At 41.1% G+C, this 19,512-nt stretch carries 13 protein-coding genes; 7 read left to right on the top strand and 6 right to left on the bottom strand.

Annotated features, from left to right (window positions below; translation table 11 throughout):
- Positions 1–2 precede the first annotated feature (2 nt).
- Together BVC88_RS09185 and BVC88_RS09180 are read right to left on the bottom strand one after the other, a co-directional pair.
- Positions 3–1,673: a bifunctional metallophosphatase/5'-nucleotidase gene (locus BVC88_RS09185; RefSeq protein ID WP_075350386.1), complete on the bottom strand. Its 1,671-nt coding sequence runs from the start codon at positions 1,671–1,673 to the stop codon at positions 3–5.
- Positions 1,674–1,893: 220 nt separating this feature from the next.
- Positions 1,894–2,877: a c-type cytochrome gene (locus BVC88_RS09180; RefSeq protein ID WP_075350385.1), complete on the bottom strand. Its 984-nt coding sequence runs from the start codon at positions 2,875–2,877 to the stop codon at positions 1,894–1,896.
- A gap of 195 nt (positions 2,878–3,072) precedes the next feature.
- On the opposite strand from BVC88_RS09180, the gene BVC88_RS09175 reads away from it, so the two are divergent.
- The 6 genes from BVC88_RS09175 to BVC88_RS09150 all read left to right on the top strand — a co-directional run bounded on the left by BVC88_RS09175 (position 3,073) and on the right by BVC88_RS09150 (position 11,846).
- Positions 3,073–4,497: an amidohydrolase gene (locus BVC88_RS09175; protein ID WP_075350384.1), complete on the top strand. Its 1,425-nt coding sequence runs from the start codon at positions 3,073–3,075 to the stop codon at positions 4,495–4,497.
- Between the two features lie 5 nt (positions 4,498–4,502).
- Entirely contained in the window at positions 4,503–6,851 is a 2,349-nt protein-coding gene (locus BVC88_RS09170; RefSeq protein ID WP_075350383.1) for a patatin-like phospholipase family protein, read from the top strand.
- A 119-nt stretch (positions 6,852–6,970) separates the two neighbouring features.
- Complete coding sequence (locus BVC88_RS09165) at positions 6,971–7,507, top strand: gluconate 2-dehydrogenase subunit 3 family protein (protein WP_075350382.1); 537 nt, start codon at positions 6,971–6,973, stop codon at positions 7,505–7,507.
- Positions 7,508–7,511: 4 nt separating this feature from the next.
- Positions 7,512–9,209: a GMC oxidoreductase gene (locus BVC88_RS09160; protein WP_075350381.1), complete on the top strand. Its 1,698-nt coding sequence runs from the start codon at positions 7,512–7,514 to the stop codon at positions 9,207–9,209.
- Positions 9,210–9,354: 145 nt separating this feature from the next.
- A complete protein-coding gene (locus BVC88_RS09155; RefSeq protein WP_075350380.1) occupies positions 9,355–10,221 on the top strand; it encodes a sugar phosphate isomerase/epimerase family protein in 867 nt (288 codons plus the stop codon).
- 362 nt (positions 10,222–10,583) lie between these two features.
- Positions 10,584–11,846 (top strand): alpha/beta fold hydrolase, encoded by a 1,263-nt coding sequence (locus tag BVC88_RS09150; RefSeq protein ID WP_075350379.1) that lies wholly within the window; start codon positions 10,584–10,586, stop codon positions 11,844–11,846.
- Positions 11,847–11,893: 47 nt separating this feature from the next.
- On the opposite strand, the gene BVC88_RS09145 is transcribed toward BVC88_RS09150, so the two are convergent.
- The 4 genes from BVC88_RS09145 to BVC88_RS09130 all read right to left on the bottom strand — a co-directional run bounded on the left by BVC88_RS09145 (position 11,894) and on the right by BVC88_RS09130 (position 18,222).
- Positions 11,894–14,059, bottom strand: coding sequence for an alpha-galactosidase (locus BVC88_RS09145; protein ID WP_075350378.1), 2,166 nt, complete (start codon positions 14,057–14,059; stop codon positions 11,894–11,896).
- Positions 14,060–14,403: 344 nt separating this feature from the next.
- Complete coding sequence (locus BVC88_RS09140) at positions 14,404–15,714, bottom strand: ATP-binding protein (protein ID WP_075350377.1); 1,311 nt, start codon at positions 15,712–15,714, stop codon at positions 14,404–14,406.
- Positions 15,715–15,976: 262 nt separating this feature from the next.
- The gene (locus BVC88_RS09135; protein WP_075350376.1) at positions 15,977–16,657 is read right to left on the bottom strand and encodes a response regulator transcription factor; all 681 of its coding nucleotides are present in this window, start codon (positions 16,655–16,657) and stop codon (positions 15,977–15,979) included.
- Positions 16,654–18,222, bottom strand: coding sequence for a sensor histidine kinase (locus tag BVC88_RS09130; RefSeq protein WP_083639060.1), 1,569 nt, complete (start codon positions 18,220–18,222; stop codon positions 16,654–16,656). The genes BVC88_RS09135 and BVC88_RS09130 overlap by 4 nt, the downstream gene beginning before the upstream one ends.
- 112 nt (positions 18,223–18,334) lie before the next feature.
- Here BVC88_RS09130 and BVC88_RS09125 point away from each other — a divergent pair, with 112 nt between their 5' ends.
- A complete protein-coding gene (locus BVC88_RS09125) occupies positions 18,335–19,171 on the top strand; it encodes a GLPGLI family protein (protein ID WP_075350375.1) in 837 nt (278 codons plus the stop codon).
- The last annotated feature ends 341 nt before the right edge of the window (positions 19,172–19,512 follow it).

Below are 19,512 nucleotides of genomic sequence, written 5' to 3'. Positions count from 1 at the left end.
TTTTATCTGAACTGATAATCTACTCCGGTCACTTGAGTGAGTAGTGTCGCCGGAGCATCTAAGGCAACGGCTGATTTTGGTGGTATTGGAGTTACCGGGGAATTAGCTCCCAAATAACTTCTCATCGCCTCATGAAGAGTAAAAGGAGTGTTTTCGGTTTCTTTTACTCCCTTGAATCTGCAAAGCATATCATCAGGATCACCATCACGCTCACACGCGCATATTTTATAAACTCGATCATGGTCGAGTGGCTGCCCGTGAACCAAGGCAGATTGTACTCGCTTACCTTCTTCTCCAAAGGCATTGAATTCAACTTCCATTCCCTTGAACTTGATTACCCATCCTCCAAATCGCTTGGAAGCATCTGCGGCAAAAACGTTGTTTAGTTCGCGCTCCAGCCATTCGCTGATTTGCTCTCCTGTTACTTGTCCCGTTCGAATTTGTGAGTTAACAGGAAGCATATCGAAAATGAACCCATTGGTGATTGGTATATTGCCGGTCTGATCAGGAGTTGATCGGGGCGGACAGAATCTGAATCCATTCGAAAGAACAATGTCCACATCAGGAATTTGCCAGCTGATGGCATCCAATATCATGGTGTCAATGGTATTTTCGATCACGAAATATCTATAAAGCGGAATAGTGCTATATCCCACCACTTTTTGGATATTTTCCAAGTAAGGACCTTCATACTGAGAGACTACTTTTGTCATGGTAGGAGAGGCAGGGTATTTCTCTGCGTCCACTTCCATCAACTCATAACTATCATTGACCACTTTTCCGTTTTCAATAGTAAGTTCAAGCTTGCCTACAAAAGAGCCAAAAGCACCCGGTTCTACAACTTTAGCATATTTAGCTTGAATCGGCTTTCTTACTCGCTCGTGGGTATCTCCTCCAAGAATATAATCTACTCCTTCACAGGCTGGAATATTGGCCAAGTGGATTTGTTGAGAAAGTCCAAGGTGGGCTACAATAGCTACGAATGCACATTTTTCCTGATTGCGAAGGACATCCACATAATGGGCTAGATTTTCTTCCGGCTTGGAATAGAGTATGCCTTTGCTATAATTTGGGGACTGGCGGATTGGCACTAAATGGTCTGTATAGCCTAAAAAGCCTATTTTTACACCATTAACTGTCCAGATATGGTAAGGAGGAAATATAAGTTCCCCTCTTTTTCCTTCACCCAGATCATGATACATATTTGCACAAACCTTAGGAGCGGTCAAAGAGCCCAAAAGATGCTGCATAGTTTTTTTGTAATAAATCACCTCCCAATTACCAGGGAGATAGAGATCGTACCCAATCGAATTTAAGATTGGAAGCATGGCTTCTCCTGTCGTTTTCACAGAAAGTTCAGATCCTTGAAACATATCTCCTGTATCAATCAAGAAGCTGTGTTCAGATTTCTTTCGCTCTTCGTCTACAAAAGTTTTCAGGTGAGAATAGCCGCCTGTTTTCCGAAATACCTTTTCGCCATTTTCCCAGAATAACTCATCATGAGCATGGATTTGGCAGTGTACATCAGTGGTTTGAAAAATCGATAGGGTGAATTTTTCTGGGTTTGATTTGGGAGTTTCAGCCTTAGCTTTAGAGGGAGTGAGTCCCAAAAGACCAGTGCTCGCGCCTAAAGCACCTAATTGGGACATAAACTTTCTTCTTGACTTCTTCATTCGGTTTGCTTTGGGTTTTTGATTAGGCAGAGCCTTTCGAGAATAAAATTCTGTACTCAGTTTACCCTAAATTCGGGTTCAAATAGCACATCTAAAATTTATATTTCAGTGACAAGCATCACATTGTAAAAAAACTTTACCTACTTCAACCAAAAAAATAAAAAAACGCCTTCACTAAACAGACTAGTGAAGGCGGACTTCTTTAGGAGTGAAATTGAATTTAATCTCCAGGGGAAGTGAATTTTATTACCTGATTTGATATAGGCTCCACTGTTTTTAAGTAAGCATATATTGCTTTAAGATCGGATTCCTTCATCCCACCATACATCGTCCACGGCATTATTGAATTAAATTCTCCCGGTTTCACATTAGGAGCGACATAACCTGAATCGGCATATTGAGTGAATCTTGCTAAAAACATTTCCTCTGTCCAGTTACCAATTCCCGTCTCAAGGTCTTGGGTAATATTCGGAGCAGTTACCACCGATCCATCTGGAAAAGGGAAACTTCTTCCGCCTGAAAATTCTTTTCCAGCTACGATTGCCCCTGCTTCAAAAGGAGTATGACATTCTGCGCAGCTAGCTGCATTTACAAGATAAGCCCCATAGGCAACTTGATCTGAAGGATCAGGTTTTGTTTGCATTGTAGGATCATGCGGCATAGTCTTGAGGATTAGATTTACAGGAAAATCAATCTCTGCATCCGGGAATTCACTTTCGATTGAAGGTAGCGATCGGATATAGGCGATGATGTCGTAGATATCTTCAGGGTCCATTTTACCATAATACATATAAGGCATCAGGGGAAACATTGCCCGCCCCTCATTCGTCACTCCAGTGGTAATAAGTCGGTAAAGCTCTCCATCTGTGTAGTCTGAGATACCAAAAGGGGTAATGTTTTTCGCATAAAAAACGCCTGGAAGACCCATACTATGGTCAAAGCGATCCCCTCCTTTTCCAATAGTACCAGGGGTAGGTGGCCCGGAGAATTTGGAAAAATCACGTGTTGAATGACAATCCATACAGACAGTCACGTGATTTGCCAAATAAGCACCTCGTTCGATTCGATCAGCGGTCAATTCGATTTTCAGATCTTCTGGCTCGGATACTTTAGGAAATGCTGTTGAGACGTAAATGGCTCCTGCTATTGCTGCAATAAGAATGAAGGAGATGAGATAGGTAAAAATTTTTAAAAGCTTTTTCATAAAAATGGTGGTTTGGTTACATGAATTTAATGTTTTTTTTCAAAAATGATTTAAAAGTTAAAAATCTTATAATCAGATCATTGATATATTTTAATTAGATATCTGATAAATTCAATTTTGAGAATTTTATTCTAAGTCTTAACTCTTTCCAATTCAGAATTCTTAATTTCCTGTTTAGAATAAACAAAATAGACTATGAAGAAAATTTACTTGCTTGCTCTGCTCATTTTTCCTTTAGTAGGATTTGCGCAGGAAGATCAGATATTAAAAAAGTTAGATGCTAAGGCGGGCTTTTATAATGATATCGCAATGAAAATATGGTCAAATCCAGAACTGGGATATTTGGAAACGCAAAGTTCGGCATTGCTTCAGCAAACTTTGAAAGATGCTGGGTTTACAGTAAAACCAGGTGTAGCAGAAGTGCCAACAGCTTTTGTTGCTGAATATGGATCTGGCAAACCTGTGATTGGTATTATGGCCGAATTCGATGCGCTTCCTGGCGTATCGCAAAAGGCTGTTCCTTTTCGGGATCCGGTAGTTGATGGTGGTTCAGGGCATGCTTGTGGGCATCACTTATTTGGAACTGCTTCTACTGCAGCAGGGATCTCTGTAATGGAGTGGATGAAAGAAAATAACATCAAAGGGACTCTTCGTGTATATGGTACTCCTGCAGAAGAAGGCGGAGGAGGAAAAGTCTACATGGCCAAAGCTGGCTTGATGGATGATGTAGATGCAATGCTTCATTGGCATCCGGGATCTGACAATGAGGCAGGGGCTACATCCTCATTGGCTAATATTTCCACCAAGTTCCGTTTCTATGGTGTGGCTTCTCATGCAGCTGCAGCTCCTGAGCGAGGAAAATCGGCTTTGGATGGGGTAGAAGCCATGAATTTCATGGTCAACCTGATGCGTGAGCACGTGCCCATGGAAACCAGAATGCACTATGTGATTACCCGTGGAGGTGAAGCTCCAAACGTAGTTCCTGCTTTTGCAGAATCCTACCATTATGTACGTCATCCAGATGCACTAGTTGTGAAAGAGATTTTTCAGCGAATGATTAAAGCAGCAGAAGGTGCCGCATTGGGAACACAGACTCGAATGGAATATGAGATTATCAATGGAGTTTACAATTTGCTTCCAAACGAGACACTTTCTCAGATCATGTTCAAAAATCTGCAGCGTGTAGGTGGAGTAAACTATACTGCCGAGGAGAAAAAATTTGCTGAAGAAATTATCAAAACTTTCCCTGAGGGAGTCATTGCCTCGCCGGATGATGCGGCCGTAATTACACCTTTTGAAGTAAATGAAAAAGGAACCGGGGGTTCTACAGATGTAGGGGACGTAAGTTGGTTGGTTCCTACTGCAGGTTTGGGAACAGCAACTTGGGTACCCGGCACTTCTGCGCACACTTGGCAAGCTGTTGCCGCAGGTGGAATGAGCATCGGACAAAAAGGAATGATGGTCGCTGCAAAAACATTGACATTGACGGCTATGGATATCTTTAAAGACCCTTCCGTGACGGTAAAAGCTAAAGCTGAACTAGACAAAAGAAGAGGAGCTAACTTCAAATATGAGGCATTGACGGGCAATCGTAAACCGCCTTTGGATTATAGAAAATAAGTTTGATGGGAAACCCACTGCTACCTAAAATCGCATTATTGCTCACTTGTATCTTGTTACAAGTGAGCTTTTCCTTTTCTCAGAATAATCCCCAAAACCCCAAGGACACCAAAATAGGATTGGTCTTGAGTGGAGGAGGAGCAAAGGGAATGGCTCATGTCGGCGTGATCCGAGCAATGGAGAAAGCAGGCTTGAAGGCCGATTATGTCGTGGGTACAAGTATGGGGTCGGTAGTCGGGGGCTTGTATGCTTTGGGTTACAATTCCGATGAACTTGAGCGAATTATTAAATCAATCGACTGGGATTTACTACTCTCGAATAAGGTGAGTTTTGAATCGATTTCTTTTGAGGAGAAGGAATATTATAATCGATATCTGCTGGAATTCCCGGTTGTGGATGGGAAAGTCTCATTTCCATCGGGTTTGATTGAAGGGCAAACCCTTTCTGATGTTCTTCATTACTATACTTGGCCCGCTATATCGTATAAGAATTTTGATGAGTTCCCAATCCCTTTTCGATGTGTAGCTACTGATATCAGTACAGGGGAGCCCATTATTTTTGATTCCGGATATCTCCACAATGCACTCCGTTCCAGTATTGCTATTCCTACCGTTTTTTCAGCCTTTGATTTAGATAGCACTTCCGTGGTGGATGGCGGTGTAGTGAATAATTTCCCTGTAGATGTGGTGAAAGAAATGGGGGCTGATTTCGTGATTGGAGTTAATGTTTCGGATGAGGATTTTGTTTCTTCCAAGGATTTGGGAAGCTTTGCGGCCATCCTTATGCAGCTGGCAATGGCTGAATCACTTCGGCGGACCAAGGATAATATTGATGCTACAGATATTTATATCAAGCCGGATCTGGGAGTTTATTCAACTGGGAGCTTCAGTTCATATGAGGAGATTCTGAAGCTTGGAGAAAAAACAGGAGCAGAATTTTATCCACTATTCCAACAGCTTGCAGACAGTCTTGGGAGAAATGATAAATCGTCTGGGATTGGTTTGAATTCCAATAAAGTTTTGATCAATAAGACTGAGATTCTGGGAAATCAGATTATTTCAAAGGATCTAATCTTGTCCAAGTTGAATATTAGCCCTGGCAAAGAAGTCAATCGGGATGAATTGGAGTATGCGATGAATATGGTTTTTGGAATCAATGCTTTTTCAAAAGTTGATTATTCGCTAAAAGAACTTCCTTCTGGGGGCTTTGATCTGATTGTAAGGGTCAAAGAAAAACCAGCTACACTTTTGTTTACGAGCTTACATTATGATAATCAGTTTTCTGCAGGTTTGATTTTCAATTTGACCAAGCGGGATTGGATAGGGAAATCTTCAAGAACCGTATTTGTGCTGAACGTCTCTGAGAATCCGAAATTTCGATTTGACTATTATAAGTATATAGGCCGGGAAAAGAAGTTTGCGATCAATCCAAGATTTAACCTGCTTCGACAAGAACTCCCTCAATATGAAAATGGAGAGGTAGAGGAAATCATAATTGAGCGGAATAATAATTTTGCCGTCAATTTCATTTCTACTTCTTCGTTGAAACAATCGTTTTTATTTGGGCCGATTTACGAGTCGAGTAGATCGCGGGGAAAAGTAACGGTTTCTGTACCTGAAAATTTGAAAAGTGCTTATCAGAGGAGCTTGGGTTTTAGATTTAGATATTATAGAAATTCCCAAAACGACCGAAACTTCCCAACTCAAGGGGCTGAAAGCTTAATCGAACCAAAATTGAATCTTAAAAACTGGGTTGGAGTAAATATCCAGAATGGAGTGGATACGGTTTTCATTGATTTCGATGGGATACCCGTTGGAATTCCAAGCGAAATTTTGGATGATTTTATTAAAGATTTAGCTCCGGATACACATTTGAGTCTCTACTCAAAATATTCTAAATTTTTTCCTCTAAGTAAAGTAATTCAGCTCAAGCCAGAATTCTCTGCCGGACTTACCTTTGGGGCTGCCGGAGTTGAAAAAATTTACGATGAGTTTTTTATTGGGGGCTATCAAAACATCAGATTTACAGACACTCGATTTTGGGGATTAAACTATGCGGAGGTTACTGCTGCCAATTTTATCAAAATGGGTCTTGATATTCAGGTGATCCCACTTAAAAAAATCTACCTCCGTGGTGGGGTGAATTGGTTGGGATTTAGTGATTATATTCCTTTGGATGATCCGGAGTTTAGGACAAAAATCTTTCAGGAAGATCGCTATTTTGGATATGGAGTTGATCTTTCTTATCAATCCTTGATCGGTCCGATCACTATTGGGGTAACTAGCAATTCCAAAGACAATCAAATCAGGGGGTACTTCTCCCTTGGCTTCTCTTTTGGATATTCAGACCGATAATTTCCCTACACATTTCCCATTGGTCAGATCATAATTCCACTGAAGTAGAAATTGACTTTCTCAGGATTTTTAGAACTCAAAAACGTATATTCAAGCAGTAAAATTCTTGAGAAAACGCGATGGACAGAAGAAAATCTTTAAAACTAATAGGAGGCTCTGTAGTAGGAGTTGCCGGTTTAGTCTTTGCCGATTGGAAATGGCAAATCATAGATCAGTTGACACATGAAGGCTTTTTTTCCTTAAAAGAAGAGCAGACGATTCGAGCAATTGCGGACACCATTATCCCGGAAGGATTACCTCCAATTTTACCCTCTGCTGATGCAAAACCAATAGGAGCATTGAGTACCGGGACACATGACTACATCAATAAGGTCATCGCTCAATGCTACGAGCCTACGGATCAAGAATTGGTCAAAAAGGAATTACAAAAATTAATCAATCAGGATTTTTTAAAATTGGATCGGCAAGCAAGAGAAAAGAGCCTGCTGAACTTAGAATCCTCTGAAATAGAATCAGAGGTAGCGTTTTTTAAAATGATGAAATCAGAAACCATCACGGGATTTACTACAGTAAAAGAGGTAATGGTTAACTACCGAAATTATCAAGTTGCGCCAGGATTTTACAACGGCTGCGTTGAAGTCACCCAAAAAGCCTAAATAAATGCTTCAAGATTCAAAGGAAAAAAGAACTTACGATGCTATCGTGATTGGCTCAGGAGCATCAGGCGGCTGGGCAGCAAAAGAACTTTGCGATGCAGGATTGAAAACCCTCGTTCTCGATAGAGGAAGAATGGTTCGTCATATCGAAGATTACCCAACTGCTTCCAAAGCTCCTTGGGAGTTTGAGTTTCGAGGAAATATCCCACTTGAAAAGCGAGCAGGATTGGCAGATTGGTCCTGGAAACGTGAAGAGACCGTACAGTGGGCCATGTCTGAGGATGAGCAGCCAGTGATTTTTGAAAAGCCCTTTCGCTGGTGGAGAAGCTATCATGTAGGAGGTAAGTCTTTACTTTGGGCTAGACAAACTCAAAGGTGGTCTGACTTCGATTTTAATGGACCTGCGAGAGATGGCTTTGCGGTGGACTGGCCTATTCGGGCAAAAGATTTGAATCCTTGGTATGCCCACGTGGAGCGATTCGCAGGAATAGCTGGAACCAAAGACGGCTTGGCCGAACTTCCGGATTCTGAAGTAATGCCGGGATTTGAGCTCAGCTGTATAGAGAATTATTATAAGGAAAAGTTGAAGGTCAATTTTGAGGGGCGGTATTTGATTCAAGGACGATGTGCTCACCTCACTGATCCGCAAGAAATCCATAAGCAACAAGGAAGAAATAAATGTCAGAATCAGGCCATGTGTAATCGTGGTTGTGTTTATGGGGGATATTTTAGCTCCAATGCATCTACTCTACCTTGGGCAGAGAAGACTGGAAATCTCACCATCAGACCAAACTCGATTGTTCACTCGGTGATTTATGATGATGCCAAAGAAAAGGCTACTGGGGTCAAAATCATTGATCGGGAGACGGGAGATGAAATGGACTTTTATGCTAAAATCGTTTTTGTAAATGCGTCGACTATTGCTTCCAATGCAATTTTGCTTAATTCTAAATCTTCCAGATTCCCTAATGGAATAGGAAATGACTCAGGCTTGATGGGCAAATTCCTTGCTTCCCATAATTATCGAGGTAAAGGCTACGCGACTTTCGAAGGATTTCTGGATAAAAAACAGGAGGGACGTCATGCTGGTCATGCCTATGTCCCTCGATTCAGAAATGTATTCAAACAGGAAACAGATTTCCTTCGGGGTTATTCTATCGGAATGTCAGGTGGACGCGGGATGAGTTCGGATACGAGTATGATTGGAGACCAACTCCGGGATAATTTGCTTAATCAAAAACTGAATAATGTTTGGGGAATGTCAGCTTGGATGCAAGGAGAGACAATGCCTGTAGAAGATAATCACGTTCGACTTAGCACAGACCAAGTAGATAAATACGGGATTCCAAAAATCATTCTTTCGGTAGAATGGAAAGAAAATGATGATAAGATGGTGGCAGACTTCATCGAGCAGCAAACCATGATGTATGAAAAAGCTGGCTTTACCAATATCAAAGTGGAAGATTCAGGTGCACTTCCAGGTTCGGATATCCACGAAATGGGTGGAGTAAGAATGGGCAAAGACCCGAAAACTTCACTCCTCAATGAATGGAACCAACTCCATCACTGCAAGAATGTATTTGTGACAGATGGAGCTTGCATGACGAGTACTTCTACTCAAAATCCAACTCTAACCTTTATGGCGATTACCGCAAGAGCAGCGAATTATGCGATCGAGGAGTTGAAGAAGTTGAATTTATAGTCAACAGTCGACCGTCCACGGACCACAGCTGGTCATTGAGAACTTCATTCATGAAACCGGGAATGGAGCACAAAGGAGAACAATTAGAATAAAACAGCTATGGACTATGGACCGTGGTCTGTTGACAAAAGCAACCTAAAAACCTATGAAAACTACACTTACCCTCCTGATTCTCGCCTTTGCTTGGATCATTACTCCACAAGTAACTTTCGCTCAGAAAAAGGGGGATCCGCTTATGCAAGCTCCGTTGGGAATTGCAGCCTACACCTTTCGGGATCAATGGAAAAATGGTATTCCAGAAACGCTCGATATCATCCAAGAGCTAGGCTTTACCGAATATGAAGGTGGCGTGCCAAAAGGATCCACTCCAGCTGAGTTTAAGCAAATGCTAAATGATCGAGGGATTACTATTCCAGCCACTGGAACTGGTTTTGAAGACTTGGAAAAAGACGCTCAAGCTGTTGCAGATCGGGTTAAAGCGCTTGGTGCGAGCTATGTCATGTGTGCTTGGATTCCGCATAAAAGAGGGCAGTTTACCAAAGCAGATGCAGATCGGGCAATCAAGGTTTTCAATGAAGGGGGCAAAGTCCTTAAAGCGAATGGAATCACTTTCAAGTACCATGTTCATGGTTATGAATTTCAGCCTTACGGCAATGGGACCCTTTTCGATTATTTGGTAGAAAACACCAATCCGGAATACGTCAAACTTCAAATGGATGTAATGTGGACGCATTTTGGAGGTGGAGATCCGGTTGCTTTGTTGAAAAAATATGGAGACCGCTGGGTTTCCCTTCATTTGAAAGACTTTCGGAAAGGAGCTCCAAAAGATATGACCGGTTTGACTGGACCAGAAAATGATGTACCACTAGGAACTGGGGAGCTGGATATTCCGGGGATCTTGCGGGAGTCCAATAAGATCGGAATCAAGCATATGTTTATCGAAGACGAAAGCGATAAGGAGCTGGAAAACCTTCCAAAAAGTATCGCTTATTTGAGGAGTTTGAAGTATTGAGGTGGTGCAGAGGTGCAGGTAATTCAAATTGGAATTACCTGCTTTTCCCCTGACTTATAAGAGAAACTAATCCTAACACCACTTAAGAAAAGCTTTTATGAACCTAACGGGACTGGTTTTTTTGAGGATGATTTTTTTAATGAGTAATTTTTATGGGTATCATAAGTATCAGGTTAAATGCTCTAAATGTGGTTTTTTTGAAAAAAAAAATCAGGTCTCTTTTAATTTTTCGACCTAGCAGAATTTTAAACCCAGCCTTTAAGGCAAAAGGTCAGAATTTAAAATTTTGTTAAATCATTGAAAGCTAGTTGTTAGAGTTAAATTGAATCATTAGCTTTTAGTTCAATTCAAACTCGCTCTTTATGAAATCTAAACTCTTTCTAATCGCATTGCTCTTAGTTGCGAGCAGCTCCTTCGTTTCGGCTCAAACTTCCGGTGAATATATCTTAGTTAATAATAAGCAAGTTTGGGTTAAAGCATCGGGTTTGGAGCATCGTAAATTTCTTCAACCATTAGTAATCCTTGAATCTGGTACTGCCGATAATTTAGAGAAGTTTGATAAAGTATTCCATCAGGTAGCGGAGTTTGCCCCTGTTTTGTCTTATGATCGATTAGGTCTAGGCAAGTCTGATCAAGCAGATAATCCAATTACAGAAACCGGCCGTGTGGAGGAATTACGTGAACTTTTAGCTACCATGCATTTAGAACCTCCCTATATTTTTGTAGGAAATGATTTGGGCGCAGTTTTTTCACGGGCTTTTGCATTAGCCTATCCTGAAGAGGTGGTAGGTCTAATTTATTTGGATCCTGTATCTCCTTCCGAAAACTTGGAAAGTCTCGCCGATCAATTGAATGAAGAAGGCAAAGATGGAGATGCACTGCTTTTAGATTATAAGGCATTACAATCGAAAATGCTTACCAACGCTAGCTCAGGGCAGAAAGAAGAAGTGGAATTTGCTTTGGGGATGTTAGCTAATGAGCAGCTGACTTGGGAGCTCGATCCAGCGCTTCAAATTCCGCTGGTTGTGATGCTGGGAAGGAAAAAAGATATTAGGACCTTTTATAATCCAATATCCTCCGATGGTAAAGTGCTAAATGAGAAACTGATCGAAAATCGAATCAATTACTTTGAGGAGTTAACTTCCCGTCAGCCCAATTCAACGCTTTTAATTTCCTCCAATTCAGCAAGGTATCTTCCGCTTCAAGCATCCACAGCAGTAAGTTTGCTAGTGCAACAGGTTACGCTAGCCGATCCGCTTCGAAGAATCTGGAGTGCTTCCCGAACATTGGATCCTTCCGATTTTAAAAGATTTATATCAGATTTAAGAACCTATATCCCCTCTTTTTTACTTTCTGAACGAGATCTGAATATGATTGGATACAGCCTAATGCGATCTGATCTTTACATGCATGCTTTGGTGCTTTTTGAAGATAATTTGAAAAATCATCCCAATTCTGCGAATGCATACGACAGCTACGGTGATGGTTTGTTTGCGGTGGGGCGGGTTCAGGAATCCTTGGAAGCCTTTCAAATGGCAGTTCAATTGGGAGAAGAGGAGAATCACCGGGATCTCGCGCTTTTTATTAAAAATCTAAAGCGAAGCGAGGAAGCACTTTCGAATTGATACAGAATTTCTCAAAAAAAGCCCAGAAGATTTGATGTCCCTATGTGCTATTTCACAGTAAGCCAGGTCAGGTAATTTGCAGGGATTTCTACTTCGAGTGTAATAGAATTACCATTTCCCATTTCATAAATCTCCGAGGGGCCATATTGGTCCGATACCTGCGCCTGATTGCTTAATCCTGTATAATAAAGTGGGATTTCGATGCTTCGTTTGATGGGTACATCCAAAGGGTTGAACAGCATGATCAAGGCTTTTTCTTCTCCCATTGGATTCACATGCATCCAGCCATCCCAATCACGACCATCGGCTCTCCGCAAGCGAATAATATCTGCATTTAGAATATTTCTGTATTCCTTATACCAGTCAATGACTTCAATTACTGTATTCTTTGTTTGCTCGGTATCGTATAGTCTTGGTCCACGGTAGCAGGCCTGAATCCCCGCTCCATAATATTGCATCATCAGCATCTTATAGTCGTCCAGATGTTCATTTAGGGGTTCCAAAACTGCATCTTCACCTCCGCCATGATAGGCTGTCAGAGGAACAAATCCCCAACCCATGGAAGGTGTCTTTTCCCAAGTCGCGTCATAGATATTTTGACGGTTGAGAATTTTTTGTTGAGCTCTTGAGAGTGAGAAATTCACCTCACGATAGCCCATAGCGATCTTATGGGAGCCATCTAAAAAATACCAATCGGGGGCATTGATATAAATTCCCCGTTCATTCATCCAGTGGTAAAGTTCTTTTTGCAGATTCAATTGAACCCATTGTGAATCTTCCAAACCGGAATGGCCCGGGTATGAAGTGGAGGCACAGACATCTCCGGGGTATGGACCATCATTCTCAAACAAATCAAAACCAGTGGTTTGGTAGAAGTTTTTGATTTTATCCAGATAGTTCAGCCCCCAATTGCTTGCCAGACAGGGGGCATTTCCAAAGAAAGCGCCTCCAGGTTTTCCGGTTTTGGGGTCAATCACATCATCTTCGGGACTGATTGTTCTCGAACTGAAAAGTGAGTATCCACCAATTTTTATTCCTTTTTCATGGGCATAGTCAGCGATCCTTTTCCAGCGCTGTAGATTTCCTGCCGTTTCATCTTCCATATTGATATGACTCCCAAAACTTAAGATCAGAGCTTCATAACCGGTATCCACACATTGATCGATAGCCGTGTAAACTTCCTCGTCATTTTTACTGACCAGATGCATGAAAATTGGATTTTGCAAAGTCCAAGGAGCCAAAGCCCGATACATTTTCCTCCGAGTCAATCCATTTCTTTCCCGATCATAGCTATCCAGAATCAGCTGATTGGATCGGATAGATTCGAGGTTTTCACCCGTTGCGAGCTTGATTCCATACCCTTTGTCTGGGAAAATTTTAGCGATTGCAGGAGTGAGCAAGTCATAATTCACCTGGGAGGTATAGCTTGAATCAGGGAGCCAATGCGTGGCTTGATCGCTGAGCTCGGCATGCATGGCATTGTTGAAGGCGAAGTTATTCTCAAAATAAATTTGATGATTCTTCTTCATTTTGGCGGTGCTTCCAACCACGGCAGATTCTTCCTCCACCAGTGCGAGTTGTTCGGAGACGATTTGATTGATGAAATAATCGGAATCTGATTGGTTCTCTATCGAGAGGTATTTAGAAACCAAGGGAAGATTATCGAAGAGTTCGTAGTGCACCGCTACCGAAAGACCTGGCAAGTCTGAATGAGTAAACCAAAAAGTGAGCTTTGTACCGGTTCCATAGCTTGCTTCATAGGGCCAAAAAACCATTTTGAAATCAAGGGGAGAGCTTATCTTTTCTTCAGTATAGCGTTCAAAACTAAAGTGATTTGAAGGAGATGTCATTTGATTTAGCCACTCGAGTTTAAAAAAAGCTTTTTCTTTCAAATCAATATTTCCTCCCACAGCATACTGCTTGCCGTTTATAGTGATTTCAGCCTCGGGCATTGGACTTCGAAGCAGCTGCTCCTCCGTCATTTGATTTTTGAAATCGTAGCAAATGAGATTTTCTCCTACATAAAAAGTACGTCTGATTAACCCATTGTCTAATCGGATTTGGGAATCTGAGTCAAAAAAGACTTTGGCAGTGCGCTGTTGATTATCCACCAACCAATCACCTTGAATTGATTGCGAAAATCCTTGAGGACCTAATAAAAATATAAGGACTCCCAAAGTCCCTAAAAACCAGAAATGAGTTTTATTTTTCATTACCAAAAAGATAGGGTTTTGAATAAGAACCTGCAAGATCCTTCAAAATCGATGAGAAAGGAATTGTCAATTTCCTGAAGGACTCAATTATTCCTGCTTTTTTTGAAAAGTTTTTATGTGCAGATAAAGCAACTTGTACGTGAAGCCGCGACTATTCTGGGTTAATCGCCTTGTCGTAGTTGAGCTTTTTCAGAGTTTGAGAATGAAAAATCAAGGACACTCTATTTCGAGCTATGCCCCGGTTAGTGTCCTCACTAACCGGAATATTTATACAGTTTAGTGTATTTTCATCCGCTTTTCCATTTCGGCGGACACTGTATTGACAAGTTTGATACCTTATTTTTTCACATATCCTCCAAAGAAAGGGCAAGGAATTCTTTGGAGTATCCTGTCAGATAGCGGTCTAGAACTTGCGATTTTTCTCTGAGTTCGGTCAGATTGATTTTGGCTTTGTTTAATTTCACTTCTGCGAAAAGGACTCGTTTTTCCATTTCATTAATGGCGACTATATCAATTTCATTTTGGTTTTTCTTATCCCAAAATGTCCCAATTTCAGAAAATTGCTTGCTCAGTTTCAGCTTTTCGATAAAGTACCTTTCGAGCATTTTTCCAGAAAATGTGGAGTAATCTCTTCTCACCAAGTCTTCCACATAGTGATAATTTCCTATTTCGATAGCACTTCTATTTTTATAGATAAATCGAAACCAAAAGCTTAAAAAGTTGTCAGTGATTTCATATTTTATTTGACGGCTACCGATTTTGGCGAAAATAGGTTTGATTTTTTTGATGATACTAAAGTCATTTTCCAATCGATCCAAATAGCCTCCGATACCCATTTCAAGGATAGATTCGATCTCCGGCCTGGAGGTTTTGGATGAGGCGATTAAAGAGAGGATTGAGAAATACGTTGCATAATCTTTCCCAAATTCATCTATCAATACATTTTTTCCTTCCTCCAGAAAAAATGAGTTTTCGCTGAAAATGCTTTTTAAGACAACTTCAAAAGTGAAGGCTTGGTTCTGCACAAAGCTTTCTACGTACTTTGCCACCCCGCCTGAAAAGGTGTAAAAATCGAGTAAATCTCTGGACGAAAATGTTGGGGAGTTATCTCCTAAGATCTCTTTTAGTGTGACTACATTAAATGGTTTTACATTGATTTTGGAGGTTGCTCTGGCAAAAAGAGGCTCTTTGGAGTTTTCAAAAATTTGATTCATCATCGAATAGATCGAGCCACAAAAGATCAGATTTATTTTGCTTTTGGCTTTTTTAGAATCCCAGATATGCTGGATTTCACTGAAAATCGAAGGATTAATAGTTTTGAATTCCTGAAATTCATCAAAGATTAACGTGAAACTTCTTGATTCTGACAGTTCCATTATCCAGGCAAAAAGGTCTTTGACTTTGGTGATCTGCCCGAAAAGGCTCACTTGGAGTTTATCCTTTATAGTTTCAACAAACTCTTCACATAGGAGTATTTCGCTTTTTCTAGCCACAAAAAGATAGATAGATAGGTTTTCTTCAGTATCCTTTTTGAGAAGACTAGTTTTACCGATTCTTCTTCTGCCTACCATTAGGGTCATCTGCGCATTTACGAGCGATTTTTCCCGTATATTTCGGAGCTCAGCAAGTTCTTGTTCTCTGTTATAGAATTTCATTTGAATTTATTGTACTGCAAATTACTGTAATATGTAGTACAATAAAAACTTTTTTCTTGAAATACGCTATTCGAGATTACAAATCTCGAATTCCTATCATAGGATTTTCAATTCGGAAAGTGTAGAAAACAATAAATCAACAGGTTACTAGGGATTAAAGCTATTGCTTAGCAGCTCTTGTAATCAGTTAAAAGATTGCTTCGGGATCGGATGACTGTAAAATGATTGAATCTTAAGGTTGATCCCCTGCAATGACGTCCTGTCAACACACCAACTTATACCCAAAGCCTCGAATATTTAGCAATTGGATTTGTGGGTCTTCCTGAAGCTTTTTTCGAAGCTTGGTGATAAAGACATCCATACTTCGGGCGTTGAAAAAATCATCCGAACCCCAAATCTGAGTTAAGATCAAACTTCGATCTGCCACCTCATTCGCATGCTCTACCAAGATCTGAAGCAGCGCAGCCTCCCGGGCGGTAAGTAGAGTTTCTTCCTTCCCGAATTTTAGAATTTGCTTGGTTGGATGAAATGAATACGTGCCGATAGCAAACCAATCTGATTGATTTTGACGAACGCGCAGCCGATCCAATTGGGCTTTAATCCGGACAATCAGTTCCTCCATGCTGAAAGGTTTGCGTACATAATCATTGGCTCCAAGCCCAAAGCCTTTCACTACATCCTCGGTTTGGCTTTTGGAAGTCAGAAAAATAATCGGAGTGTAGGGGTCTGTTTTTCGGATTTGCTCTGCAAGCGAAAAACCATCCTTCTTCGGCATCATCACATCCAGAACCAATACATCGGGTTTGGCGCGCTGGTATTCTTCCCAGGCTTTTTGTCCGTCAGTGCATAGATTGACTTTGAAATCACGGCTGTCCAGACTTTCCTGGATGATCATTCCCAAAGCGATTTCATCTTCCGCTAGTAGAACCTTGATTTTGCTCATGGCCAGATCGTGATAAATGAAGTGCTGTTTTTTCTTGATTCCAAGGTGATTTTTCCACCGTGTTTTTCGATAATCTTCTTCACGTAGTAGAGCCCGATTCCAAAACCTTTCACATCGTGCAGATTACCTTTGGGGACTCGATAAAACTGTTCAAATACGCGATCTTGATCGGTAGGGGAAATGTTTCCTCCACTATCCCAAACCCGGATTTTGTTGATTCCATTTTGTTCCAAAGAAACCTGAATTTCATTACCCCCATATTTCTCCGCATTATCCAAGAGATTGGAAATGACATTTTCAAAGTGAAATGGATCCACATGGAGCATTTTAATACTACTCGGCAGAATGAGTTCGATGGTCTTTTCCGGATTGATGGTTTGGTATTTTTGAACCAAGCTGCGCAAAATCGGAACCGGTTCAACATCCTCAGGCTTCAATCCCAGTTGCTCTGAATCCAAAGTGGCTGTCTCCAAAAGTTTCTCCACCATCTGATTCAGTTTGAGTAGCTGCATTTTGGAAATCCCTAGGTAGCGCTTCGTCTTTTCGGGGTCATTACCGGGGTTAAAAAGTTCAATTCCTTCTATGGCAGAAAGCGTGGTGGCAATTGGAGTTTTGAACTCATGGGTGATATTTCCAATTAAATCCGCTTTGATATCAGCGAGTTCCTTTTGGTTTTTGATCGTCTGATAGAGGTAATAAAATGCAAAGGCAATCACAGCCAAGAAAAGAATTGAGGTCAGAATTTCTACCAAACCCCTTTTCAAAATAGTCAAGGCTGTGTTTTCAAAATACATTTCCAGTTTTTGATCCCTAGGGAGAAAAGTGGACCTTGAAACCACCTGAAAAGGCATTTCTTCAGTTCGAAATACAGTCGAAGAATCAGGTTTTGATTTTTCATCCAAATGCACAACTTGATAGTCAATTTCGATTCTTCTGCGGTCAAGTTCGGACTTTAGGTTTTCTTTGATTTTGTCCACTTCAATAGAATCTCGAGTGATCGAGATGATGATTCGGTTGGTCAGATACTTGATTTGAGTCAAACTGTCCGCTGCTTTTTGTCCCCAAAATACATTTAGGTTATTAATCTGATCAACCCCTGTCCCTTTCGCCGAGTCGATAAATGTGAATGTTTTCAGGCTATCATTTCTTACTTCAGACCAAAAAATGGAATCTGGACTGCCATTTTCTGCACCCTCGATAGCACGAAAGATCATTTTGCTTTTCCCTACCCGCTCGATAAAAGGTTTAGAAAGTTCATTAAATAATACCGTGTCGGATTTGAAGAATTTTTCTGGGTCAAACCCAGGCGGGAGGGAATCTACCGAAAAAGGCAAACCTTCTGCTTGTTGGATTTCAAGATTATCTGTCAGTGTAATGACATTAGTTTTCGCCAGATCCGCATAATAGCTTTCCACAGCGTTGTCCAGACTTTCCTGAATATCACTGATGAGTTGGCTTTGTATGATTTCGAACTGGGAGTACATTCTCCAAGACTGCACTCCGATGCTAATCAGCAAGGTCACACCGATTAAAAATCCTATTCGTTTGAATTGTAGCTGTTTCACATTGCTAAATTACTTGCTTCATTTGGTTTCATTTCCGAAGGTTAACACTCGTTAACAGTGCTTAACTTAGGCTTTGATTTCTTTTGACTTGGTTTGTATCAAATAAAAAATTATGAAAAAAATCTTATTCTTTTTCGCAATCGCAATTTCCTTCTTGGGTATGCATTCTACCGCAACAGCCCAAGGCCTAACAGGAAGAGTAAATTATAAAACTTCCGCGGCTTTCAAATTCTCCATGGATAGCACCACCATGGCTCCGGAAGTCATCGCCGACCTTCAAAAGCAATTGAAGAAACAAATGGAACGCGAGTATACGCTTTCTTTTACTCAAGCTGAATCCAACTGGAAACAAATAGAAAGCTTAGGCGCAGGCCCTGCGACAGCTTCAGCTGGTGGAGCTCAGATTGTGATTCAAACTGGGAATGAAAATCGACTTCTTTATAAAAATATCGGCGAGCAATCTTTTCTGGAAGAGGAAGATTTGATGGGAAAGCAATTTTTGGTTTACGATAGTCTTCCGGTTTACGATTGGGAATTGACCGGAAATACCAAGAAAATCGGGGAGTATGAAGTGCAGGAAGCGAAGTATTCAAAAATTGTGGACAGCAAGCGCTTTTCGATGGGAATGGAAGAAATGGAAATCAGTAAGGATACCATCAATGTCACCGCTTGGTTTGCACCACAGATTCCGGTAAGTCATGGTCCGGCTGATTTTTGGGGATTGCCGGGTTTGATTTTGGAGTTGCAGAATGAGGGCATGACTTATATCGCGGATCGAATCGTACTAAATCCATCTGATCCGGTCGCAATAGAAGTTCCTAAAAAAGGTGAGAAAATCAACAGTGAGGCTTATCGAGCTTTGGCAGATGAGAAAATGAAGGATATGATGAAGCGCTATAATGGCAAGCCGGGCGAAGGAAATCGAATGGAAATTCGGATAAGTAATTAGGAGATGTCGGATGTCGGGTGTCAGATGTCGGATGCAGGAAGACGGTAGACAGGAGATGGAAGACCGATGTCAGGTGTCGGAAGTTGGATGAACGATGTCGGTTGTCTGGCGAGGGATGAAATGCGAAGTAACCAAGCTTGAGATGCATTTAATCCCTGGCGGCATATACACTTTTATATATCCACACCGCGATGCCTTCGAACAGATTAATTATTTAGAAAATAAGGTTAAACCCTGAATTTGGCTCGCATCGGTCATCCGTCACCGGTCATCCATCTGGACAAGCAGAGGAGATAAGCTTCTAGCATTATTCAGACATTCCGTTTCACTAGTTGTTAATT

The sequence above is a fragment of the Algoriphagus marinus genome (assembly GCF_001936475.1).
In the GTDB taxonomy this organism is placed as follows: Bacteria; Bacteroidota; Bacteroidia; order Cytophagales; family Cyclobacteriaceae; genus Algoriphagus; species Algoriphagus marinus.
Note: the sequence above shows the minus strand (reverse complement) of the source record. Positions and strands in the feature narration are given on the sequence as shown.

Bases quoted from the DNA above. Each gene is read 5' to 3' on its own strand.
- BVC88_RS09125 (WP_075350375.1), top strand. From the start codon at position 18,335: ATGAAAAAAATCTTATTCTTTTTCGCAATCGCAATTTCCTTCTTGGGT.
- BVC88_RS09135 (WP_075350376.1), bottom strand. From the start codon at position 16,657: ATGAGCAAAATCAAGGTTCTACTAGCGGAAGATGAAATCGCTTTGGGA.
- BVC88_RS09150 (WP_075350379.1), top strand. From the start codon at position 10,584: ATGAAATCTAAACTCTTTCTAATCGCATTGCTCTTAGTTGCGAGCAGC.
- BVC88_RS09145 (WP_075350378.1), bottom strand. From the start codon at position 14,059: ATGAAAAATAAAACTCATTTCTGGTTTTTAGGGACTTTGGGAGTCCTT.
- BVC88_RS09160 (WP_075350381.1), top strand. From the start codon at position 7,512: ATGCTTCAAGATTCAAAGGAAAAAAGAACTTACGATGCTATCGTGATT.
- BVC88_RS09155 (WP_075350380.1), top strand. From the start codon at position 9,355: ATGAAAACTACACTTACCCTCCTGATTCTCGCCTTTGCTTGGATCATT.
- BVC88_RS09165 (WP_075350382.1), top strand. From the start codon at position 6,971: ATGGACAGAAGAAAATCTTTAAAACTAATAGGAGGCTCTGTAGTAGGA.
- BVC88_RS09170 (WP_075350383.1), top strand. From the start codon at position 4,503: ATGGGAAACCCACTGCTACCTAAAATCGCATTATTGCTCACTTGTATC.
- BVC88_RS09140 (WP_075350377.1), bottom strand. From the start codon at position 15,714: ATGAAATTCTATAACAGAGAACAAGAACTTGCTGAGCTCCGAAATATA.
- BVC88_RS09175 (WP_075350384.1), top strand. From the start codon at position 3,073: ATGAAGAAAATTTACTTGCTTGCTCTGCTCATTTTTCCTTTAGTAGGA.
- BVC88_RS09185 (WP_075350386.1), bottom strand. From the start codon at position 1,673: ATGAAGAAGTCAAGAAGAAAGTTTATGTCCCAATTAGGTGCTTTAGGC.
- BVC88_RS09180 (WP_075350385.1), bottom strand. From the start codon at position 2,877: ATGAAAAAGCTTTTAAAAATTTTTACCTATCTCATCTCCTTCATTCTT.